This is a genomic window from Brachybacterium sp. SYSU DS0246, assembly GCF_059391765.1.
In genome coordinates, this window is sequence record NZ_JBZXYT010000011.1 from 36,190 (window position 1) to 55,960 (window position 19,771).

The following is a 19,771-nucleotide window of genomic DNA, read 5'->3' on the forward strand; positions in this document are numbered from 1 at the left end:
CTGTCCGTTCCTGGGTGCGGGGTCAAGAGGTGACGACTTCGCCGGAGGCGGCCATGACGTCGGACTTCGCGGCGTCGGGTCCGAATTCGGCGGAGATGCGACCGCGTCGCAGCACCACGATGCGGTGGGCGATGCTGAAGCACTCCTCGACCTCGGAAGTTGAGTAGACGACGCCGAGGCCCTCGCGGGCCCGGTCGGCGAGGAGGCCGAAGACCTCGGCCTTCGCCCCGATGTCGATGCCCCGGCTGGGCTCGTCCAGGAGCATCACGCCGGGTCCGGTCGCCAGCGCCTTGCCGATGACGACCTTCTGCTGGTTGCCGCCGGAGAGGGAGCCGATCGGGGTCTGCGGCCCGGGCGCTTTGACGGTGACGTCCCGGATCAGCCCGTCGGCCAGGGCAGTCTCCTTGCGGCGCGAGAGGAAGCCGCGCGTGAGGAACTGCCGGATGCTGGAGAGGGTGAGGTTCTGGCCGACGGACATGGTCTGGACCAGCCCATCGCGCTGGCGATCCTCCGGCACCAGCCCGATCCCCATCGCGATGCGTTCGCCGATCGATTCGGGGCCGAGCTGCTGCCCGCGGTAGAGGATCCGGCCACCGGCGATGCGGCCGCGACCCGCGACGGCTTCCAGCACCTCGGTGCGGCCAGCGCCCATGAGCCCGTAGAGGCAGACGATCTCGCCTTCGCGCACCGTCAGCGACAGTTCGTCGACGACGGCACGCTCGGGGTTCTCGGGGTCGCGGACGGTGAGGTCCTGGATCTCCAGCACGGGATCGCCGAACGCGTGGCCTTCCGGTGGGGAGCCCAGGTCGAAGTGTTCGCCGACCATGTGCTGGACGATCCAGGCCAGGTCGATCTCCTCGCGGTCCCCGCGGGCGGTCATGGTGCCGTCCCGCAACACCACGGCATGGTCGGTGACCTGCAGCGCCTCCTCGAGATGGTGGGAGATGTAGACCAGGGAGACGCCGCGGGCCGTGAGCTCCTCGATGATTCCGAAGAGGATCTCGACCTCCTTGGCCGCCAGGGCCGACGTCGGCTCGTCCATGATGAGGATGCGGGCGTCGATGGACAGGGCCCGGGCGATCTCGACTATTTGCTGCTGGCCGACGCGCAGGTCGCCGACCATGGCCGCGGGACTCACATCCAGTCGCAGGTCGGCCAGGAGTGCGGCGGCCTGTCGCGTCTCCTCGGCGTAGTCGACGCCGCCGGCGCGGGTGATCTCCCGGCCGAGGAAGATGTTGTCGCGCACCGAAAGGTTCGGGGCGAGGCTCAGCTCCTGGTGGATGATCGCGATGCCGTGGTCGCGGGCGTCGTTGGTGGTGGCAAAGGTGACCGGCTGCCCGTCGAGGATGATCGATCCCGAGGTGGGCTGCTCCACGCCCGAGAGGATCTTCATCAGCGTCGACTTCCCCGCGCCGTTCTCCCCGAACAGCGTGGTGACCTGGCCGCGGTGGACGCCGAAGTCCACGCCCTTCAGCGCCCGGGTGCCCCCATAGGTCTTGACGATGTCGCGCGCATGAAGAACCACGTCGTCGGTGTTCACTGGACCTCCAGGGAGACGGGGGTGACGAGCCAGCCCTCGGGGTTGATCGCGGTGAAGGCCCCGGTGACAGTGACCGTCTCGCCCGGCAGCGAGGTCGGGTCCACGGGCTCGAGGACCTGCTTCTTCGCCTCATCGTTCAACGCGGCGCCGGCGTCCTGGTACTCGATCTGGTTGGTGAACTGGCCGAAGCCGTAGGAGCCGGTGGCATCGCGCAGGTCGGTGCCGTTGATGGCCGGGCCGGTCTGGATGCGCACGGTGACGTCCTGGGGCATACCCTCGACGTCGACCTCGTAGATGCCGGCCTCGCCCTCGCCGACGGTGCCGGTGAAGGTCGTGGAGTAGACGGTGTTCCCGGCGGCCTCGACCCCGTGCTCGGAGGCCGCGGCGTCTGGGTCCTCGGCGATCGCGGCGGCCAGCTCGGGAGCCTCCACGGCGCGCTCGGTGATCTGCTCCTGGACCTTCGGGAACTCCTCGGCTCCGAACGTGGCCTTGTCGAACTCCTCCGGTCCGGCGGCCTGGGACTCCTCCCCCTGAGGCACCACTTTCGTGCCCAGGACGACGACGAGCAGGGCGATCAGGGTCAGGGTTGCCGCGACCCAGCGGCCGGTGTGCTTCCTCGGCGATGCCGGGCGCCCGGTGCTGGGTGCCGCGGCGGATGCGGTGCTCATGGTGAGCCTTCCTCTGGTTGCTCCGGCTGGTGGGTGTCCGGCCGGTGGGTGGTCAGCCGGTGGGGCCCGGCCGGTGGGTGTCCGGCCGCCGGATGACCGGCGGGTGCGTGTGCTGCGACGGGCACCGTGCTCCGCTGGCGCCGTGGAGGGTGGTGTGGCTGGTGCGACTGGTGCGGTGGAGAGTGGTGCCGTGTTCCGGCTGGTGCATTGCGGGCCGAGCACGGAGCGGATACGCGTCCGTCAGCGTCGACGGGGTGCCGGATGTGCGTTCGGCCGGCGATGTGGGCGATCAGGTGGGGCGCACCGCCGGATCGGTTGGATAGGAGACGGCGGCTGTGCACGGCAGCGTGCACGGGACGGGAACCGCCGGCTCGGGAGACGGGGCCCAGGTGCGGGACGACGAGGGGCGGCGCCGCACCCGGGGCTGCGCAGGCCGTCCGCAGACGGCTCAGATACCGGGCAGGATGGAGACCTTGACGGAGGCGCCGGCGGAATCGGCGACCTGGTCCAGGGCGGTCTGGACCTCACCGAGGCCGTACTGGTGGGTGCAGATCTCGTCCATGGGCAGCTCGCCGGATTCGATCATCTTGATCGCGGCGGGCCAGCAGTTCGGGCCGAGGTGAGCCCCGAGAACGTCGAGCTCCTTGTCGTCGGAGATGATCGACCAGTCGACCTTCACGTCCTCCTTGAACACCGAGTACTCGACGTAGGTGCCGAGCTTGCGCAGGAGGTTCAGGCCCTGGCCGACCGCGCTGGGGTGACCGGTGCACTCGATGTACACGTCGGCCCCGTAGCCACCGGTCAGACCGCGGATCTCCTCGTAGATGTCCGTCGTGGACGGGTTCAGGGTGAGGTCGGCGCCGCACTTCCTCGCCAGCTCGAGCTTGTGCTCGTCGAAGTCGAGGGCGATGACCGTCGTCGGGTTCTTGTGAGCGGCGCCGATGATGGCGCCGAGCCCGATCGGCCCGCAGCCGGCGACCACGACGACGTCGTCGAAGCTGAGCTGGGCGCGCTCGACGGCGTGCAGCGAGCAGGACAGCGGCTCGGAGAAGGCGGCGTGGTGGGCGGGGATCTCCTTGGAGACCTGGTGGGCGCGGGCCTGCGGCGGGACCAGCATGTACTCGGCCATCGCGCCGTTGAAGTGCTTGAAGCCGAACATGTCGTGCGGACCGCACATCCAGTACCAGCCGCGCTGGCAGTACATGCACTCACCGCACGGCACGATCTGCTCGCAGGCGATGCGGTCACCGAGCTGGACGCCGTGCTGGGCGAGCGCCTCGGCCGAGCCGGAGACGACCTCGCCGACGAGCTCGTGACCGGGCGTGATGCCCGGATCGACCCAGCGATCACGGTTCTCGTCGCCCCAGAACTTGGCGGCCCCGTGGTAGCACTTCAGGTCGCTCGCGCAGACGCCGACGGCCTCGACGCGGATCAGCAGCTCGTCGTCGCCCGGCTCCGGGACCTCGAGCTCCTCGAGGCGGTAGTCCTCCGGGGCGTGCATGACCACGGCCTGCATGGTCCGTGGGATCTCGTGCTGGGGGGTCTCGGTCATCTCGACACATCTCCTTCGATACGTTCCGGGCGCCGTCATGGCGCCTGCCGGATCGGGGTGCGGCTCTGCGGTGTGCCCCGTCTCGGTGTGAGCGTAGGCACCGTCCCGCACATTCGTCAAGCACAAATGTTCCGCCTCGAACCGCGCGGCGCCCGCGGGCATGGTGTGGCGGGGATTGTGTGGCGGGGATTGTGTGGCGGGCATGGGGACGTGCCCCACCTGAATAGCCCGGTGACGGTGGTGATGATTCGGAGTCGACGGCGTCTCGGACGCGCGGGGACGCCTCGGGGCCGGCCGCGACTACGCCGGGTCCGCGTCCCCGTAGTCGGCCAGCACCTGCTCTGCGGTGGGGGCGTCGGTGATCAGCGTCGTGAACAGCCCGGCCTTCGCGCCCGCCCGGATCGAGGCGGCCTTGCCGCGGCCCGCGGCCAGCGCGATCGAGGTGGGGATCTGTCGCAGCTGGTCCAGCGTCGGGCGTACCAGCAGATCGGAGCCGGGATAGACGACCGGCTCGCCGTCGGCGTCGAAGAAGTGCAGGCAGATGTCGCCGACGGCGCTGCGCAGCGAGGGATCATCCCGCGGCACCACCGAGGTCAGCGACTCCCGTTCCAGGTACGGGGCTCCGATGCCGGTGACCAGCACGCTGGCACGCGCCCACAGGTCCATGATCTCCACGAAGCTCGGGTCCGCCTGCAGCGACCGCCACAGGCTCCGGCTCGGAAGGGCCGGGGCGAAGATGAATCGCGGCTGCGCCCCGGTGCGGGTGGCGAGGTTCCGCACCGTCTCATTGGTCTGGAACGCGGGATCGGACTCCTGCTGGCCGCCGACGGTGGGGGCGACGACCACCCCGGCGAGCTGGGGCAGCTCCATCCGGCTGACGGCATGGGTGGTCCGGCCCGAGGAGACCAGCAGGACGTCGTCGCGGCGCAGCGCCAGACGGCGCAGCTCCTCCCCCAGCTGGTCACCGAGACCGCGGTAGTCGCGCTGCGCCTGGTCGCCGGGCGCGATCCGCACCCGTTCGACCCCGAGCAGAGCCCGCAGGCGGCTCTCGAGCTCGGTGACGTCCTCCTCGGGGACGTCGAGCACCTCGAAACGCACCATCCCGATCCGGCGCGCCTCGCTGAGCAGCTTGCTCACGGTGGGCCGGGAGACGCCGAGCTTCTCGGCGACCTCGGCCTGGCGAAGATTCTCGACGTAGTAGGCGGACGCGGCGCGGTGCAGGAGCTGCAGATCCATATGGCTCTCGAGCACGTCCACCTCATTCACCGTCATCGCGTTGTCGTCGACCGCTGCGTCGGCGCCTTCGAGCCGCGGACGGGTCGTCCGTGAGCGCTGATCCTATAGAGTCCGACGGCCCCTCACGCAACCGCCGGACCATCGCCCGACGGGCGCAGCGGCGCCACCCCTCCTGGTCGGCGGCGTGGAAGCTCCCCTCGGCGAGGGGTGCACACGGCTCGGTCCCGGCGCCGACAATGGCAGGATGGGCACACCCCGCCGGACCCGGCGAGGCTGCCGCACACCGAGGTGACGATGAGGAGAGGGCGCGCCGATGGCAGATCGCGCTGAGGCCGTGCTCGGCATCGACGTCGGCACCTCGAGCACCAAGGGCGTGCTGGTGGCCCTCGACGGCACCATCCTGGCGTGCGCGGTACGCGAGCACGCGGTGGATCGGCCCGCTCCCGGGCACGTGGAGATGGACGCGGAGATCTGGTGGGACGAGTTCGTCTCCCTGACCGCCGAGCTCACCGGGACCGCGGACGCCCGGATCACGGCGGTCGGCGTCTCCGGGATGGGCCCGTGCGTCCTGCTGACCGATGACGACGGACACCCGGTGCGACCCGCGATCCTCTACGGGGTCGACACCCGCGCGGAGGCGCAGATCGCCGACCTCACCGCACGGTTCGGCGACCAGGAGATCTTCGGGCGCTGCGGCAGCGTGCTCTCGGCGCAGGCCGCCGGCCCCAAGATCCGCTGGGTCGCCGAGCAGGAGCCGGAGCACTTCGCCCGGGCATCCAGACTCTTCATGCCCGCCTCGTACCTGGCGTTCCGCCTGAGCGGGCGATATGTGCTGGACCATGCCAGCGCCAGCATGGTCACCCCGCTGTACGACACGGGGACGCTGGACTGGCACCGGCCCTGGTCGGATCACGTCGCGCCGGGTCTGGAGCTGCCGCCGCTGCAGTGGGCCGGCGAGGCCGCGGGCACCGTCACCGCAGCTGCCGCGAGCGCGGTGCCCGGCCTGTCGCCCGGGATCCCCGTCATCACCGGCACGGTCGATGCCTGGGCGGAGGCGATCAGCGTCGGCGCCACCGCGCCCGGCGACGTGATGCTGATGTACGGCACCACGACGTTCCTGGTCGCGATCACCGACGAGCCCGCTCCCAGCCGCACCCTATGGGTCACCGCCGGCACCTCCGCGGGGACGTTCACCCTCTCCGGCGGGATGGCCAGCTCGGGCGCGATCACCGCCTGGATGCGGGAGCTGACCGGCGAGGCGGACTTCACCACGCTGATCGACGAGGCCGCCACCAGCGGCGTCGGCGCGAACGGCCTGCTGATGCTGCCCTACTTCGCCGGGGAGCGATCGCCCATGCACGACCCGTCGGCCCGCGGCGTGATCGCCGGGCTCACGCTGTCGCACACGCGCGGAGACCTCTACCGGGCGGCGCTCGAGGCGGCGGCGTACGGGGTGCGCCATCATCTCGAGGCGCTGCGCGAGGCGGGTGTGGTCATCGAGCGGATGGTCGCCGTCGGCGGCGGGATCCGCAACGAGCTGTGGCCGCAGATCGTCTCCGACGTCACCGGGCTGCCGCAGGAGATCCCGCGGCGCACGGTCGGCGCCTCCTACGGCACGGCGATGCTCGCCGCGCAGCTCGCCCACGGCTCCGACACCAGTACCTGGAACGGGATCGATCACGTGTGCGTGCCCGATCCTGACGCCGGTGCCCGGTACGACCAGCTGTACCGGATGTACCGCGAGCTCTACCCCGCGACGCGGGACGTCACGCACGCCCTCTCGGAGATCCAGCAGCACGGGTGAGCGCGCGGTGCCGCAGCAGGCCGCGGCAGCCGCCGACCGTCCACCGGCGGCTCGCCTTCTCGGCCGCCGCGTCGGGATCCGTTGTCGACCCGCGCCCCCGGTGCTAGCGTCGAGAGCGCGAGCCGAAGGGGGCTGTCATGAGCATCGAGACCATAGACCTCGCAGACCTGCCGAGCGGCAACTTCGAGGGCCGGGATCACGGCGCCTCCATCTCGATCATCGTCGAGCGTGATCTCGGCCGGGGGCTCGGTCCCCGGCTGCACCGCCACCCCTACGACGAGACCTTCGTGGTCCAGGCCGGGTCAGCCGTGTTCACGGTGGCCGATCGCCAGGTGACGGTGTCCGCCGGGCAGCTGCTGGTCGCGCCCGCGAACACCCCGCACCGCTTCGAGTCGCTCGGCGGCTACAGCGGGATCCACATCCACAGCAGCGATCGGTTCATCACCGAGTGGCTGGAGGAGTAGGAGCGCCCTCCCGCGTACCGTGAGCACCGGCGGGGACGACGCCGTGCGCTGCCGAGCTCCCGCCCGGCCCCCGAAACGAGCGCCCGGGGACCGGGCACCGCGGGCCCCTGGCCGACCGATATCATGGCAGGTCACAGATCCTCGCCGGCCCTCGAGCCGGTGCGCGCGGCGAAGGAGGTCACATGGATCCCGGGGTCCAGGAGCTCCTCGACATGCTCGTGCGGGAGGGCGTCGAGGTCGAGCGCGGTCTCCTCATCCCCAGCGAGCGCCGGCTCGCCGAGCTCAGCGGCATGTCCCGCGCCCGGGTGCGGGAGCAGCTCTCCGGCCTGCAGATGCTGGGCATCCTGCAGAAGGTCCAGGGATCGGGCAATGTGCTGGTCTCCCCCGGCACCCCGGGGGCGGGCTCCGGGAACGGCTTCGAGATGATGCTGCGGGCCGGGCTCGTGACCGCCTCGCACATCAACGAGGCTCGCGAGACGCTCGAAGTGGCGATCGCCCCGAAGATCACCGAGCACGTCACCGACGAGCAGATCCAGGGCCTCGAGGACCAGGTGCGCGCCATGGTCGACGCCTCCTCCTCGCGGGACTTCGCCGGCGGCCTGGCAGCGGACCACACCTTCCACACGTCACTGCTGCGGATCTTCGCCAACCCCATCACGACATATGTCGTCGACGGCATGAACCGGGCCCTGCACGACCTGCTGCTCGAACGTCGTCGCATCGCCATCAGCCGGGAGATCGCGCGCAACCACGGCGACCTCCCCCGGAGCTTCGAGACCGATACCGTCCACTTCGAGATCACCCGTGCCCTGCGCTCGCGGCGGAAGGAGGCGGTCACCGCGGCCATGGAGGAGCACTTCGAGCTGTGGCGGCGCATCTGTCGCGGCTCGGAGCTCCCCGTCGGCCGCGCTGCTGCGCGGGAGAGCTGACGCCCTGCTCACCCTCCCCAGCGGCTACCGTAGGGAGCCACCGCTGCACCGCCGGCATACGGAGGCCCCATGCACGCCGAACGCATCACCGAGTCGATCTGCCACCACGCCGAAGGCCCGTACTGGTCGAACAGCTGGGGCGGACTGCGGTGGGTCGACATGCTCGCCGGCGACGTCATGCACCTGGACGAATCCGGCACCGTTCGCCGCATTCCCACCCCGAGCAACGTCGTGGCCTGCGTGCGCCCGGCAGCCAGCGGCGGCGCCGTGCTCGCCCTGGAGAAGGGCTTCGCCCTCGAGGACGCCGACGGAGCGATCGATCCCCTGCCCCCGCTGTGGGAGGAGGACGTGCGCATGAATGAGGGCGCCGTCGCCCCCGACGGCTCCTTCCTGTGCGGCTCCATGGCCTACGACGCCCGCGAGGGAGCGGCGGCCATGTGGCGCCTGCTGCCCGACGGCACCACCAGCCGGATGCTGACGGGACTGACGATCTCCAACGGCCTGGCCTTCTCGGCCGACGGCAGCTGCGCCTACTACGTCGACACCCCCACCGGGCGGGTCGACCTGTTCGACTGGTCCGACGACGCGGGCCTGACCGGCCGCCGGACCTTCGCGGACCTCACCGGCCAGGACGGCCACCCCGACGGGCTCACGCTCGACGCCGAGGGCAGGGTCTGGGTGGCGATGAACGGTGCCGGCACGGTGCTGGGTCTCGACGAGCACGGCGGCATCGCCGAGCGCGTCACGGTCGATGCCCGCCAGACCACCGCCTGCACCTTCGGCGGTGCGGATCGCGGCACGCTGTACATCACCACCAGCCGGGAGAACGTCCCCGACGGCGAGGACCTCCAGGCGGGCTCGCTCTTCGCGGTCCGGCCCGGGGTGCGCGGCGCCGAGGATCGCCTCTTCGGGCAGTGAGCCGGCGCCGCCGACGGCACCGGGGCACCCGCCCTCTCAGACGGTCGAGGCGGGGCGTCCGGTCTCCCCGTCGGCCGCGTGGGCCGGGATCTCCCCGGTGGTCACCGTCTCGACCGTGTCGTCGAACTCGCGCATGGCCAGCGCCGGCGGCTGCGGGGTCACCAGGCTGACGAGGATCGCCAGGATCAGGCAGATCAGGAAGCCGGGGATGATCTCGTAGAGGTGCTCGTCGCCGAACAGGCCCCAGGCGACATCGGGCGTGAACCAGCCCCAGATGAACGCGACGGCGGCGCCGGAGACCATGCCGACCGCGGCGCCGGCCATGGTCAGGCGACGCCAGAACAGGGCCAGCAGCACGATCGGGCCGAAGGCCGCGCCGAACCCGGCCCAGGCGAAGGAGACCAGTTCCAGCACGGAGCTGTCCGGGGCGAGGGCGAGCAGCATCGCGACCACGGAGACGGCGAGCACGCCGATGCGGCCGCCCCACAGCGCGCCTTTGTCCCCGAGCTTCGCGCCGAAACCGCCGACGAGATCCTCGACGAGGGCGGAGCTGGTCACGATCAGCTGCGAGGAGATGGTGGACATGATCGCCGCCAGCACCGCGGCCAGCAGCACACCGGCCACGATCGGGTGGAACAGGATCTGGGAGAGGTCGAGGAAGACGGATTCGCCGTTGGTCTCGTCGGTGAGGACCGCGTCGGCGTTCTGCTGGAAGTAGGCCAGGCCCGCGAGCGCGGTGAACACGGCCCCGATCACGCAGATGATCATCCAGACCATTCCCACGCCCAGCCCGTAGCGGGCGTCGCGGGAGGAGCGCAGCGCCATGAAGCGCACGATGATGTGGGGCTGGCCGAAGTAGCCCAGGCCCCAGGCCAGAGCGGAGATGATGCCGAGGGCGGAGCCGCCGGCGGTCAGGCTGGCGAAGTCGGCGTCGACCTCGCGCACCGACTCGAACATGGCCACCGGCCCGCCGACGGCGAACATGGCGGTGATCGGCACGATCAGCAGCGAGACCAGCATGACCAGTCCCTGGACGACGTCGGTGTAGGTCGCGCCGAGGAACCCGCCGAACAGCGTGTACAGCACCGTCACGCCGCCGACGATGAGCATGCCGGTCACGTACGGGCCGCCGAACATCGACTGGAAGAACACGCCGCCGGCGACCATGCCGGAGGAGACGTAGAAGGTGAAGAAGACCAGGATGATCAGGCCCGCGGCGATCCTCAGGATGTTCGTGCGGTCGTGCAGCCGGTTGCCGAAGAAGCTGGGCACGGTGATCGCGTTGCCGGCGATCTGCGTGTACTGCCGCAGCCTGGGGGCGACGAAGAACCAGTTCAGTCCGGCGCCGATGGTGAGGCCGATGGCGATCCACGCCTCGACCAGCCCGCCCATGTAGAGCGCTCCGGGCAGACCCAGCAGCAGCCAGCCGGACATGTCCGAGGCGCCGGCGGACAGAGCGGCGACGAACGGGTGGAGCTGGCGCCCGCCGAGCATGTAGTCCTCACCGCCGCGGGTCTTGCGGAAGGCGTAGAGGCCGATGCCGATCATCGCGGCGAAGTAGACGGCCAGGGCGACAAGTCTGAAGGCGAGATCCATGAGGAGGCTCCGATCTCAGAGTGGGGTCTCAGGGGAAGCGGGGGTGCGATGGGTGGCGCTGAGCCTACGCGCGGGTAGCCGGATCCTCATCCCGATCACGAGCTGGCGCGGCAGTCGTAGCCGGATCGTCACTGGGCACGGGCGCCACCTATCTCACATCCCGCCCCCTCCCGCAAACGGCCGCAGGGCCAGTCCCGGCGCGCACCCACCCCGTGCACGGAACGTCTCGCGTGGAGCACCCCATGCACGGAACACCTCGCGTACCTCACCCCGTGCACGGAACGCCTCGCGTGGAGCACCCCCTCCAGCGGACCGGTATCCATGTCGGATTCCGGCCCCTGGGAGGGGGTGCTCCACGCGGCGCGCGGTCACAGCCGCGCGGCCGCGCATCGGCGCGCGGTCACAGCCGCGCAGCCGCGCAGCCGTGCAGCCGCGCAGCGGCGTCAGCCGAACAGCGCCTCGGTGTCGTCGTCGACCCAGTCGAAGGTGCGCTCGACGGCCTTGTTCCACAGGCGTAGGTACCGGTCGCGGGTCTCGGAGTCCATGTCGGGCTCCCAGCGCTTGTCCTCGGCCCAGTTGTCGATGACGTCCTGCTCGCCGTCCCAGAAGCCCACCGCGATGCCGGCGGCGTAGGCGGCGCCGAGCGCGGTGGTCTCGATGACCTTCGGGCGCACGACGGGCACCCCGAGGATGTCGGCCTGGAACTGCATGAGGGTCTCGTTCATGACCATGCCGCCGTCGACCTTGAGCTCGGTGAGGTCGACCCCGGAGTCCGCGTTCATGGCGTCGAGCACCTCGGCGGACTGGAACGCGGTCGACTCCAGCGCGGCGCGGGCGATGTGGTTCTTGTTGATGAACCGGGTCATGCCGACGATGGTGCCGCGGGCGTCGGGCTTCCAGTGCGGGGCGAACAGGCCGGAGAAGGCGGGCACGATGAAGCAGCCGCCGTTGTTGTCGACCTTCTTGGCGAGGTCCTCGATCTCCGGGGCCTCCTTGATGATGCCCAGGTTGTCTCGCACCCATTGCACCAGCGAGCCGGTCACCGCGATGGAGCCCTCCAGGGCATAGACCGGCTTGTTCTCGCCGATCTTGTAGGCCACCGTCGTCAGCAGCCCGTTCTCGCTGCGCACCAGCTCCTCGCCGGTGTTGATCAGCATGAAGTTGCCGGTGCCGTAGGTGTTCTTGGCCTGGCCGATCTCGAAGCAGGCCTGGCCGAAGGTGGCCGCCTGCTGGTCGCCGAGGATGCCGGCGATCGGGGTGTCGATGAGCAGGTCGTTCTTGCGGCCGTGACCGTACACCTCGGAGGAGGACTTGATCTCCGGGAGCATGGAGAGCGGGATGCCCATGTCCGCCGCGATGTCCTCGTTCCAGTCGAGGGTGTCGATGTTCATGAGCATCGTGCGGGAGGCGTTGGTGACGTCGGTGACGTGCACGCCGCCGTTGAGGCCTCCGGTGAGGTTCCACAGCACCCAGGCGTCGGTGTTGCCGAACAGCAGGTCGCCGGCCTCGGCGCGCTCACGGGCACCCTCGACGTTGTCGAGGATCCACTTGATCTTGGGGCCGGAGAAGTAGGTCGCCAACGGCAGGCCCACGCGCTCTTTGTACTTGTCGGGACCCTCGTCCCCGGCGAGCTCGTTGCAGATGCGCTGGGTGCGGGTGTCCTGCCAGACGATCGCGTTGTAGACGGGCTCACCGGTGTTCTTGTCCCAGACCACGGCGGTCTCGCGCTGGTTGGTGATGCCGACGGCCGCCAGCTGGTGGCGGTTGATGTCGGCCCCGGTCAGCGCCTGGCCCACGACGGTGCGGGTGTTGCGCCAGATCTCCACCGGGTCGTGCTCGACCCAGCCGGACTTGGGGAAGATCTGCTCATGCTCCTTCTGGCCGGTGGCGACGATCTGGCCGCCGTGGTCGAAGACGATCGCGCGGGTCGAGGTGGTGCCCTGGTCGATCGAGAGGATGTACTGCTGCTGGTCGTTCATCGGGACTCCTTCGTGTGATGAGCGGGTTCTTCTGAAAAGGGTGACGCGGTGCGTCGTAGGCGGGGAGGAGGCTCGGGCCGGACATCGAGGCCCGGATCTCGGGACTCAGGTTTCGAGGTCCGGGGTATCGAGGCCCGGGATATCGAGGCTCAGAACGCCATGCTGACGACGCCGGCGAGGATGCCGCCGAGCAGCGGGCCGACGATCGGCACCCAGGAGTAGGCCCAGTCGCTGCCGCCCTTGTGCGGGATGGGCAGGATCGCATGGGCCAGGCGGGGGCCGAGGTCACGGGCCGGGTTGATGGCGTAGCCGGTGGGACCGCCGAGCGAGGCGCCGATGCTGACCACGAGCAGGGCCACGGCCAGGGGGCCGAGTTCGTTCGGGGTGTTGCCGAACATGATGATGATGAACACCAGCACGAACGTCCCGATGATCTCGGTGACGACGTTCCAGCCGTAGGAGCGGATCTCCGGGCCGGTCGAGAAGGTGCCCAGGATCGTGCCCGGGTCGGTCTCGGCGTCGTAGTGGGTCTTGTAGGCGAGCCAGCAGACGACGGCCCCGAGGAAACCACCGATTAGCTCGGCGGCGAAGTAGGCGATGGTGTTGGCGACGGTGATCGGGATCCCGTCGGCGTATTCACCGGCTCCGCTAGAGAGCAGTCCGACGGTGACCGCGGGGTTCAGGTGCGCGCCGGTCTTGTACGCGGTCCAGACACCGGCGAAAACCGCCAGGCCCCAGCCGAAGTTGATCAGCAGCCAGCCGCCGCCGTTGCCCTTGGTCTTGCCCAGGATCACGTTGGCGACGACACCACCGCCCAGCAGGGTGAGCATCGCCGTGCCGGCGATCTCGTAGAGAAAAATGGTTGCCATGGGTCCTCCTCATCGAGCGACCCCGCTGCGGTGCGGGGCCGGTGGCATCCGTCGGGGTGCAGGCAGAGGCCTGCGGAAACCCCGACCGGCGCCGGCCGAGGCTCGGCCGGCGCCCGTGACTGCGGTCAGGTCCGGGGCGGCACCTCCGTCGTCTCGGCCAGGCGCGCCGAGACGAGCTCGTCGCTGGTGGCGCGCTCGCCCTCGAGGCGGGCGGCGATGAACTCCCGGTAGGAGTCGATCTCGCGGCGGCGGGCGTCCTCGTCCCAGCCGAGGTCCGGGCCGACGAGGGCGGCGATCTCCTCGGCGGCGTCGGTCCCGCGGTCGGGCGTCTCGTAGTCCAGGCGGGTGCGGCGCTGGAGGATGTCGGCGAGGTGGCGGGCGCCTTCGGCGCGGACCGCGTAGAGCACCTCGGCACGGAGGTAGCGGGCGGCGTGCTCGAGCGGCTCCCCGAGGGAGGGGTCCTCGTCGATCAGCGCGAGCACGTCGGGCAGCAGGGCGCCGTAGCGGGACAGCAGGCGCTCCATGCGCACCTCGTCGAACCCGTAGCGGGCGGCGAGGCGGTCCTTCTCGCGCTGCAGGGCGGTGAACCCCTGGGCCCCGATCACGGGGAGGGAGCGGGTGAGGCTCTTGCGGTCGGGCTCGGAGTCCTTCAGGGCGAAGTCGACGACGTCCTCGGCCATCACTCGGTAGGTGGTGTACTTGCCGCCGGCGATCGCCGATAGGCCCGGCTCGATCTCCATCACGGTGTGCTCGCGGGAGACCTTCGTGGAGCCGGAGTCGTTGCCCTTCTTGACCGGCTGGAGAAGCGGGCGCAGGCCGGAGTAGACGCCGATGACGTCCTCGCGGGTGAGGTCGTTGGCGAGCACGGCGTTGGCGTGCTCGATCACGTAGTCGATGTCCTCGGCGGTGGCGCCGACGGTGCGCGGGTCCTGGGTCCACGGGGTGTCGGTCGTGCCGATCACCCAGTACTCGTCCCAGGGGATGATGAACAGGACGGACTTCTCGGTCTGGGTGATGATGCCGGTGTCCGGGGCGGCGGGGATGCGGTCGCGGGCGACGGTGATGTGGATGCCCTTGGAGGCGAGCACCTCGAGACCGGCGTCGGCCCCGGCGAGCTCCTGCTGCTCCTGGGTCCAGACGCCGCCGGCGAGGATGGTCTCGCGGGCGTGGACCTCGAACTCCTCGCCGGTCTCCTGATCGCGCATGCGAGCACCGGTGACGCGGCCGCGCTCGTCGTGGAGGTAGTCGATGACGGCGGTGTAGTTGGCGACCGAGGCGTCCAGCTGCGCGGCGGAGCGCACCAGCATCATCACGAAGCGGGCGTCGTCGACCTCGGCGTCGTAGTACTCCAGCGCTCCCACGGCCTTCTCGCCGTCCAGGGCGGGGAAGACCTCGAGCATCTTCTCGTGCAGGAGGTGGCGGTGCATGGGGACGGCGCGCTTGCGGCCGACGGACTGCATGGCGTCGTAGAGCATCACGCCGGAGCCGATGAAGGCGCGGTCGACGACCTTCTTGAAGAAGGGGAAGACGAACTTGATGGGCCGCACCAGATGCGGGGCGGTGTGCTCCAGCAGCAGGTCGCGCTCGCGCAGGGCCTCGGCGACCAGCTTGAAGTCGAGCATCTGGAGGTAGCGCAGGCCGCCGTGCATGAGCTTGGAGGAGCGCGAGGAGGTGCCATTGGCCCAGTCGCGCGACTCGACCAGGCCCACGCTCAGGCCACGGGTCGCGGCGTCGAAGGCGGCGCCGGCGCCGTTGACGCCACCGCCGACCACGAGGATGTCCAGCGGGTTCTCCGGTGTCGCGGCGCGCAGGCGCGCCAGGTGCTCCGTCCTGTTCTCCGGGGTGAGGGCGGACCGATGCAGGTCGGACACGTGACGCTCCTTCGCGAATGACGACTTCTGTGACGACTCCGCTCATCGTCGAACCTCCGTGCAGCGTCGCGCAAGTGTGGTGCACGAACGTGCAAGACTGCCCGTATGACGCCGGGAACACGCCTCGAGACGGCCTTCGATGCTGCACGGATGTACTACGAGGAGGGCCAGACCATGGAGGCGGTGGCCGGCGCGCTGTCCGTCTCGCGCTCGACCGTCTCGCGACTGCTGCGCGATGCCCGCGAGGCGGGACTGGTGCAGATCTCCCTGCGCCCACCCAGCGATCACCGGGTCGAGGCGCTGCGGCGCCGGATCGCCCAGCTGTACGGGGTGACGGCGCACGTGATCGCTGCCGGCCCGGCCGACGGGGAGCGAGAACGCCTCGAAGCCGTCGCGGAGGCAGGGGCCGGGTACCTCGACGACATGCTGGAGCCGGGCATGACGATCGGCATGGCCTGGGGCACCACCATCGCTGCACTGGTGGGCGCCGTGGGCCCGCGCCCGGTGCCGGGGCTGCGGATCGTTCAGCTCAACGGGGCCATCAACACCGAGGGCTCCGGGCTCACCTACGTCTCCACGGTGCTCTCGCAGGCGGCGACGCTGTGGGACGCGACCGTCCACCACTTCCCGGTCCCCGCGTTCTTCGACTACACCGCCACCCGCGACGCCATGTGGCGCGAACGTTCCGTCCAGCGCGTGCTGGAGACGCAGCGCCAGTGCACCCTGGCCGTCTTCAGCGTCGGCGCCTTCGACGCCGAGGTCCCCAGCCACGTCTACACCAACAACTACCTGACCAGCGAGGACCTCCGTTCCCTGCGGGCCGACGGCGCCATCGGGGATGTGTGCACGGTGTTCCTGCGGGCCGACGGCTCCTTCCGCGGCATCGACATGAACGCCCGGGGTTCGGGGCCCGACCCCGTCCAGCTGGCCCGCATCCCCCGCCGGCTATTGCTCGCGGCCGGGACGCGCAAGGCCCTGCCGCTGCGGGCCGCGCTGCGCGCCGGCGTCGCCACGGACGTCGTGGTCGACGAGGTCACCGCCGCGAGCCTGCTGTCCCTGCGGTAGCGCGTCGACCGTCAGCTGCGCTCATCGGCACCCGTCGGACCCGCCGACGTTCGGTGGAGGACGCGGAAGCGTTCGCAGACCACGGGCATGTCGGGCGCGAAGCCGCGCGAGGAGTGCTCACGCCAGAACGTCTCGTGGATCCTCCGCCAGCTTCCCAGGGTGCGGTCGTCCTCGCCCTCGGAGTGGGCATGGTCGTCGCTGACCTGATCGAAGGGCACGATGTCGATCGCGGTCACCTCGAGCACCGCGCGCGGAACGCCGGCACCGTCGAGGATGATCGAGAGATCGCCGACCGCGGGGATCGGCTCCCCCTCTTCCTCGTAGTCCCACAGCGAGGAGGCGGTTGCCGTCTTCGTCCCCTCGAGCACCAGTGCGAGCAGACCGTCGGCGTGCTCCGGAGTCGCGCCGAACGCCCAGGCCTCGGGCATCCCGGCCGGTAAGGACGGGCGCGCAGCGCGGGCCTCCGCCCAGAACTCGGCGTAGTCGGGAGCGACGGCAGGTTCGACGCATGTGACGGCGGGTTCGTTCGCGGCGGCTGGGGCGGGAGGTTCGTCGACGGGGGTCACGCGCCGAGAGTATCCCGCCGCTGGACGATCGATGTGACGTGCGAGGCGGCGGGATCAGCCGGCGACGTCGCGGAGGTCGAGGCGGTCGGGGTGGGTGTAGAGGTTCATCCGGCCATCGCCGTCCTCGCTGGCGCGCGTGAAGCCCACCAGGGTCATGCCGAACTCCTCGGCGGTGTCCACGGCCAGCGAACTCGCCGCGGAGACGCAGGCCAGCAAGGGGATCCCGGCCATGTAGGCCTTCTGGGTGATCTCGAAGCTGGCCCGCGAGGAGACCAGGAGGAAGGTGTCCCGCAAGGGCAGGCGATCCTCGAGCAATGCCCAGCCGATGACCTTGTCGACCGCGTTGTGCCGGCCGACGTCCTCGCGCACCACCAGCAGGCTGCCCTCGAGGTCGACGAGAGCCGCGGCGTGGACGCCCCCGGTGCGGGCGAAGACGGTCTGCTCGGCGGACAGCGCGCGGGCGGCACCGAGGATGACGCGCGGGTCGAGCGACCAGTTCTGCATCAGTGTGTACCGGCTCTTCTGGCGCACCGCATCGATGCTCTCGGAGCCGCAGACTCCGCACGCGGACGTGGTGGTGAAGTTCTTCGTGGCCAGGGGCAGCAGCTGCGGGCGCGTGGTGGTGAAGTCCATGACGTTGTAGGTGTTGCGGGCGAAGCCGCTGTCGTCCTCGACCACGGCGCCGTCGCAGTAGCGGGCCTCGGTGATGTCCTCGCGGTGGGCGATCAGCCCTTCCCCGTGGAGGAAGCCGTGGATCAGCTCGACGTCGTGGCCCGGGGTGCGCATGGTCAGGCTCAGCTGCTGCCCGTTCAGGCGGATGTCCAGCGGCTCCTCGACGGCGACGTGGTCGCTCTTGCGGCCCGCATACAGCGTGCCCTCGCGCACTCGGACCGTGCGGATCCGCGTCCTCTCGGTGACCCTGCCCATGGTGCGAGCGTAGCCCTCTCACCTGCACAGCGGTCGTCGGCCGCGGAACTCGGGGCATCCGCGCGACGAGCGCGGCCATGCGGCGAAGGCGGCTCCCGGCCAGGACAGTCACACGGGGAAGGCGGCTACTCGACCCGCGCGACCATGCGGCGAAGACGGTTACCCGGCGAGCCAGACCTCACGCCCCGGGGCCGGAGCCCTCGGCCAGCTCCTTGATCCGTGCCAGTCGGCGGTCCCAGCCGCGGGCGACGACGCCGAGCAGGTCGGACACCTCCCGGATGCGAGCGGGGTGGACGTCGTGGACGCGGCGGCGGGCCTGCCGGGTGACCTCGACCAGCCCCGCCTCATCGAGGATACGCAGGTGCTTGGCGACGGCCTGGCGGGTGAGGTCGAGGTCGCGCGCGACGGCCCCGGCGTCATCGGGCTGCTCCGCCAGGCGCACGAGGATCCGCCGACGGGTGTGGTCGGCGAGCGCTGAGAACACCTCGTCCGCCCCGTCGGCGAGCAGACCGTCGAGGTCTCCCCGGTGGCGCCCTGCCGTCGCCTCGGACGCCGTGACATGGCGGGGTCCTGTGTGCCCGACGGGGTGACCGGGCGCGGCGGGATCGTCGGCGGCCCGTTGCGGCGCGTTCACGCAGACGCTTCCGCGAGCGTCCGCGCCACGGCGAGCTCCTCGATCCAGCCCTTCGTGTTGTCCTCGAAGCGCTCGCGGCGCACAGCGGCGTCGGAGCTGATCCCCGCGAAGCCTCGCTCGCGCACGGTCAGCTGCACGCCGTTCCCGTCGGGATCGATCGTGAACTCGACGGTGTTCTTCGGGCAGTCCTCGAGTGCTCCGGCCTGGCCGGCGAGCCAGGTGAACACCGCGCGACGCGGCGGCTCGAGCGCCTCGATGCCGAGGGAGAACTCCCCATGGACCGGGTCGACCACCCGGGCGACGTCCCCGTCGGTCTCGATCTCATGCGGGCGATACTCGCCGTCATTGATGAACCATCCGGGCTCGCTGATGATGGCGAACACCGTCTCGGCCGACGCGTCGATGTGGATGCTGCGGATGATCTCGTCGGGCACGTCGTCCGTGGTCAGGCGGACGTCGTCACCCGGAAGGGAGGTGGGGTCGCTGGTCATGGCGGGCTCCTGTGATCGGGGCGCGACCGCCCTGGCCGCGTGCGACCAGCATGGCACGACCTGCCCCGTAGTGCAACCCCCTGGCTGCACTACGGGGGTGCGCGACCGGGCTTCGATCCGCAGCAGGCGCGGACCGGGGCGGCGTGCGAGATCAGGGGTTGGTGACCGCGGCGGCGAGTTTGTTCAGCGACTCCTCCAAGTCCTCCTCCGGAACCCCGGGGAAGATCGGCAGCAGCTTCGGGTCGGTGACCGCGGACCAGTCGTAGGTCAGCGTGACCTCGGTGGTACCGGCGTCGAGGGGCTTGAGCTCGTAGAGCCATTCCCAGCCGGGCACGTCGTCCGGCGACTCCTCGCGAGCGGGCTTCCGCCCGATCATCTTGTTCTCGTCGAAGGCGGTGACGTGGTTGCGCATGCGGTAGTCGCCACCCATGCCCTCGGCATACATGTTCATCGTGAACTGCTCACCGGCCTTGGTCACGCGCTCGGTGTTCTCGGCGGAGCGGACCATGCCGGACCCGTCGACGTCGGGGTGGCGTGCAGGCAGGCTCAGCAGGTCGAAGAGGTCCTTGGCGGGGGCGTCGATGACGCGGCTGACGACGATCTTGTTCTCTTCCGTGGTCATACCGCCACCCTAGGAGACCGCCGGCCGCTGCACGCGGTGT

At 70.4% G+C, this 19,771-nt stretch carries 18 protein-coding genes; 5 read left to right on the forward strand and 13 right to left on the reverse strand.

Features of this window, described 5'->3' with window-relative positions:
• Positions 1 to 22 precede the first annotated feature (22 nt).
• The 4 genes from AC5020_RS07165 to AC5020_RS07180 all read right to left on the reverse strand — a co-directional run bounded on the left by AC5020_RS07165 (position 23) and on the right by AC5020_RS07180 (position 5,011).
• Entirely contained in the window at positions 23 to 1,540 is a 1,518-nt protein-coding gene (locus AC5020_RS07165; RefSeq protein ID WP_377793589.1) for a sugar ABC transporter ATP-binding protein, read from the reverse strand.
• Positions 1,537 to 2,208 (reverse strand): DUF2291 family protein, encoded by a 672-nt coding sequence (locus AC5020_RS07170; RefSeq protein ID WP_377020220.1) that lies wholly within the window; start codon positions 2,206 to 2,208, stop codon positions 1,537 to 1,539. Before AC5020_RS07170 ends, AC5020_RS07165 begins: the two co-directional genes overlap by 4 nt.
• Positions 2,209 to 2,656: 448 nt before the next feature.
• Positions 2,657 to 3,760, reverse strand: coding sequence for a zinc-binding dehydrogenase (locus AC5020_RS07175; protein ID WP_464987749.1), 1,104 nt, complete (start codon positions 3,758 to 3,760; stop codon positions 2,657 to 2,659).
• A gap of 300 nt (positions 3,761 to 4,060) precedes the next feature.
• Complete coding sequence (locus tag AC5020_RS07180) at positions 4,061 to 5,011, reverse strand: sugar-binding transcriptional regulator (RefSeq protein WP_377793586.1); 951 nt, start codon at positions 5,009 to 5,011, stop codon at positions 4,061 to 4,063.
• Positions 5,012 to 5,309: 298 nt separating this feature from the next.
• Here AC5020_RS07180 and AC5020_RS07185 point away from each other — a divergent pair, with 298 nt between their 5' ends.
• The 4 genes from AC5020_RS07185 to AC5020_RS07200 all read left to right on the forward strand — a co-directional run bounded on the left by AC5020_RS07185 (position 5,310) and on the right by AC5020_RS07200 (position 9,111).
• Positions 5,310 to 6,800: an FGGY-family carbohydrate kinase gene (locus AC5020_RS07185; protein ID WP_464987750.1), complete on the forward strand. Its 1,491-nt coding sequence runs from the start codon at positions 5,310 to 5,312 to the stop codon at positions 6,798 to 6,800.
• A 137-nt stretch (positions 6,801 to 6,937) separates the two neighbouring features.
• Positions 6,938 to 7,264 (forward strand): cupin domain-containing protein, encoded by a 327-nt coding sequence (locus tag AC5020_RS07190; protein ID WP_377793583.1) that lies wholly within the window; start codon positions 6,938 to 6,940, stop codon positions 7,262 to 7,264.
• 182 nt (positions 7,265 to 7,446) lie between these two features.
• Positions 7,447 to 8,193 carry a FadR/GntR family transcriptional regulator gene (locus AC5020_RS07195; RefSeq protein WP_464987751.1) on the forward strand — a complete coding sequence of 249 codons (747 nt, stop codon included), beginning with the start codon at positions 7,447 to 7,449 and terminating at the stop codon, positions 8,191 to 8,193.
• Between the two features lie 69 nt (positions 8,194 to 8,262).
• A complete protein-coding gene (locus AC5020_RS07200) occupies positions 8,263 to 9,111 on the forward strand; it encodes an SMP-30/gluconolactonase/LRE family protein (protein ID WP_377793580.1) in 849 nt (282 codons plus the stop codon).
• 36 nt (positions 9,112 to 9,147) lie between these two features.
• Here the strand turns inward: AC5020_RS07200 and putP are convergent, their stop codons facing one another.
• The 4 genes from putP to AC5020_RS07220 form a co-directional block, all read right to left on the reverse strand.
• Positions 9,148 to 10,707: a sodium/proline symporter PutP gene (putP, locus tag AC5020_RS07205; RefSeq protein WP_377020212.1), complete on the reverse strand. Its 1,560-nt coding sequence runs from the start codon at positions 10,705 to 10,707 to the stop codon at positions 9,148 to 9,150.
• Positions 10,708 to 11,150: 443 nt separating this feature from the next.
• Positions 11,151 to 12,686, reverse strand: coding sequence for a glycerol kinase GlpK (gene glpK, locus AC5020_RS07210; RefSeq protein WP_377020211.1), 1,536 nt, complete (start codon positions 12,684 to 12,686; stop codon positions 11,151 to 11,153).
• A gap of 149 nt (positions 12,687 to 12,835) precedes the next feature.
• Positions 12,836 to 13,555: an MIP/aquaporin family protein gene (locus AC5020_RS07215; protein WP_377020210.1), complete on the reverse strand. Its 720-nt coding sequence runs from the start codon at positions 13,553 to 13,555 to the stop codon at positions 12,836 to 12,838.
• A gap of 125 nt (positions 13,556 to 13,680) precedes the next feature.
• Positions 13,681 to 15,426 (reverse strand): glycerol-3-phosphate dehydrogenase/oxidase, encoded by a 1,746-nt coding sequence (locus tag AC5020_RS07220; protein WP_464987752.1) that lies wholly within the window; start codon positions 15,424 to 15,426, stop codon positions 13,681 to 13,683.
• Positions 15,427 to 15,531: 105 nt separating this feature from the next.
• On the opposite strand from AC5020_RS07220, the gene AC5020_RS07225 reads away from it, so the two are divergent.
• Positions 15,532 to 16,491: a sugar-binding transcriptional regulator gene (locus tag AC5020_RS07225; protein ID WP_464987753.1), complete on the forward strand. Its 960-nt coding sequence runs from the start codon at positions 15,532 to 15,534 to the stop codon at positions 16,489 to 16,491.
• Positions 16,492 to 16,502: 11 nt separating this feature from the next.
• Here the strand turns inward: AC5020_RS07225 and AC5020_RS07230 are convergent, their stop codons facing one another.
• The 5 genes from AC5020_RS07230 to AC5020_RS07250 all read right to left on the reverse strand — a co-directional run bounded on the left by AC5020_RS07230 (position 16,503) and on the right by AC5020_RS07250 (position 19,731).
• Positions 16,503 to 16,919 (reverse strand): ASCH domain-containing protein, encoded by a 417-nt coding sequence (locus AC5020_RS07230; RefSeq protein WP_377793815.1) that lies wholly within the window; start codon positions 16,917 to 16,919, stop codon positions 16,503 to 16,505.
• 192 nt (positions 16,920 to 17,111) lie between these two features.
• A complete protein-coding gene (gene fdhD / locus AC5020_RS07235; RefSeq protein WP_464987755.1) occupies positions 17,112 to 17,984 on the reverse strand; it encodes a formate dehydrogenase accessory sulfurtransferase FdhD in 873 nt (290 codons plus the stop codon).
• Positions 17,985 to 18,162: 178 nt separating this feature from the next.
• Complete coding sequence (locus AC5020_RS07240) at positions 18,163 to 18,618, reverse strand: ArsR/SmtB family transcription factor (RefSeq protein ID WP_464987756.1); 456 nt, start codon at positions 18,616 to 18,618, stop codon at positions 18,163 to 18,165.
• Positions 18,615 to 19,109 carry an SRPBCC domain-containing protein gene (locus AC5020_RS07245; RefSeq protein ID WP_464987757.1) on the reverse strand — a complete coding sequence of 165 codons (495 nt, stop codon included), beginning with the start codon at positions 19,107 to 19,109 and terminating at the stop codon, positions 18,615 to 18,617. Before AC5020_RS07245 ends, AC5020_RS07240 begins: the two co-directional genes overlap by 4 nt.
• A gap of 151 nt (positions 19,110 to 19,260) precedes the next feature.
• The gene (locus tag AC5020_RS07250) at positions 19,261 to 19,731 is read right to left on the reverse strand and encodes an SRPBCC family protein (protein WP_464987758.1); all 471 of its coding nucleotides are present in this window, start codon (positions 19,729 to 19,731) and stop codon (positions 19,261 to 19,263) included.
• Between the last annotated feature and the right edge of the window lie 40 nt (positions 19,732 to 19,771).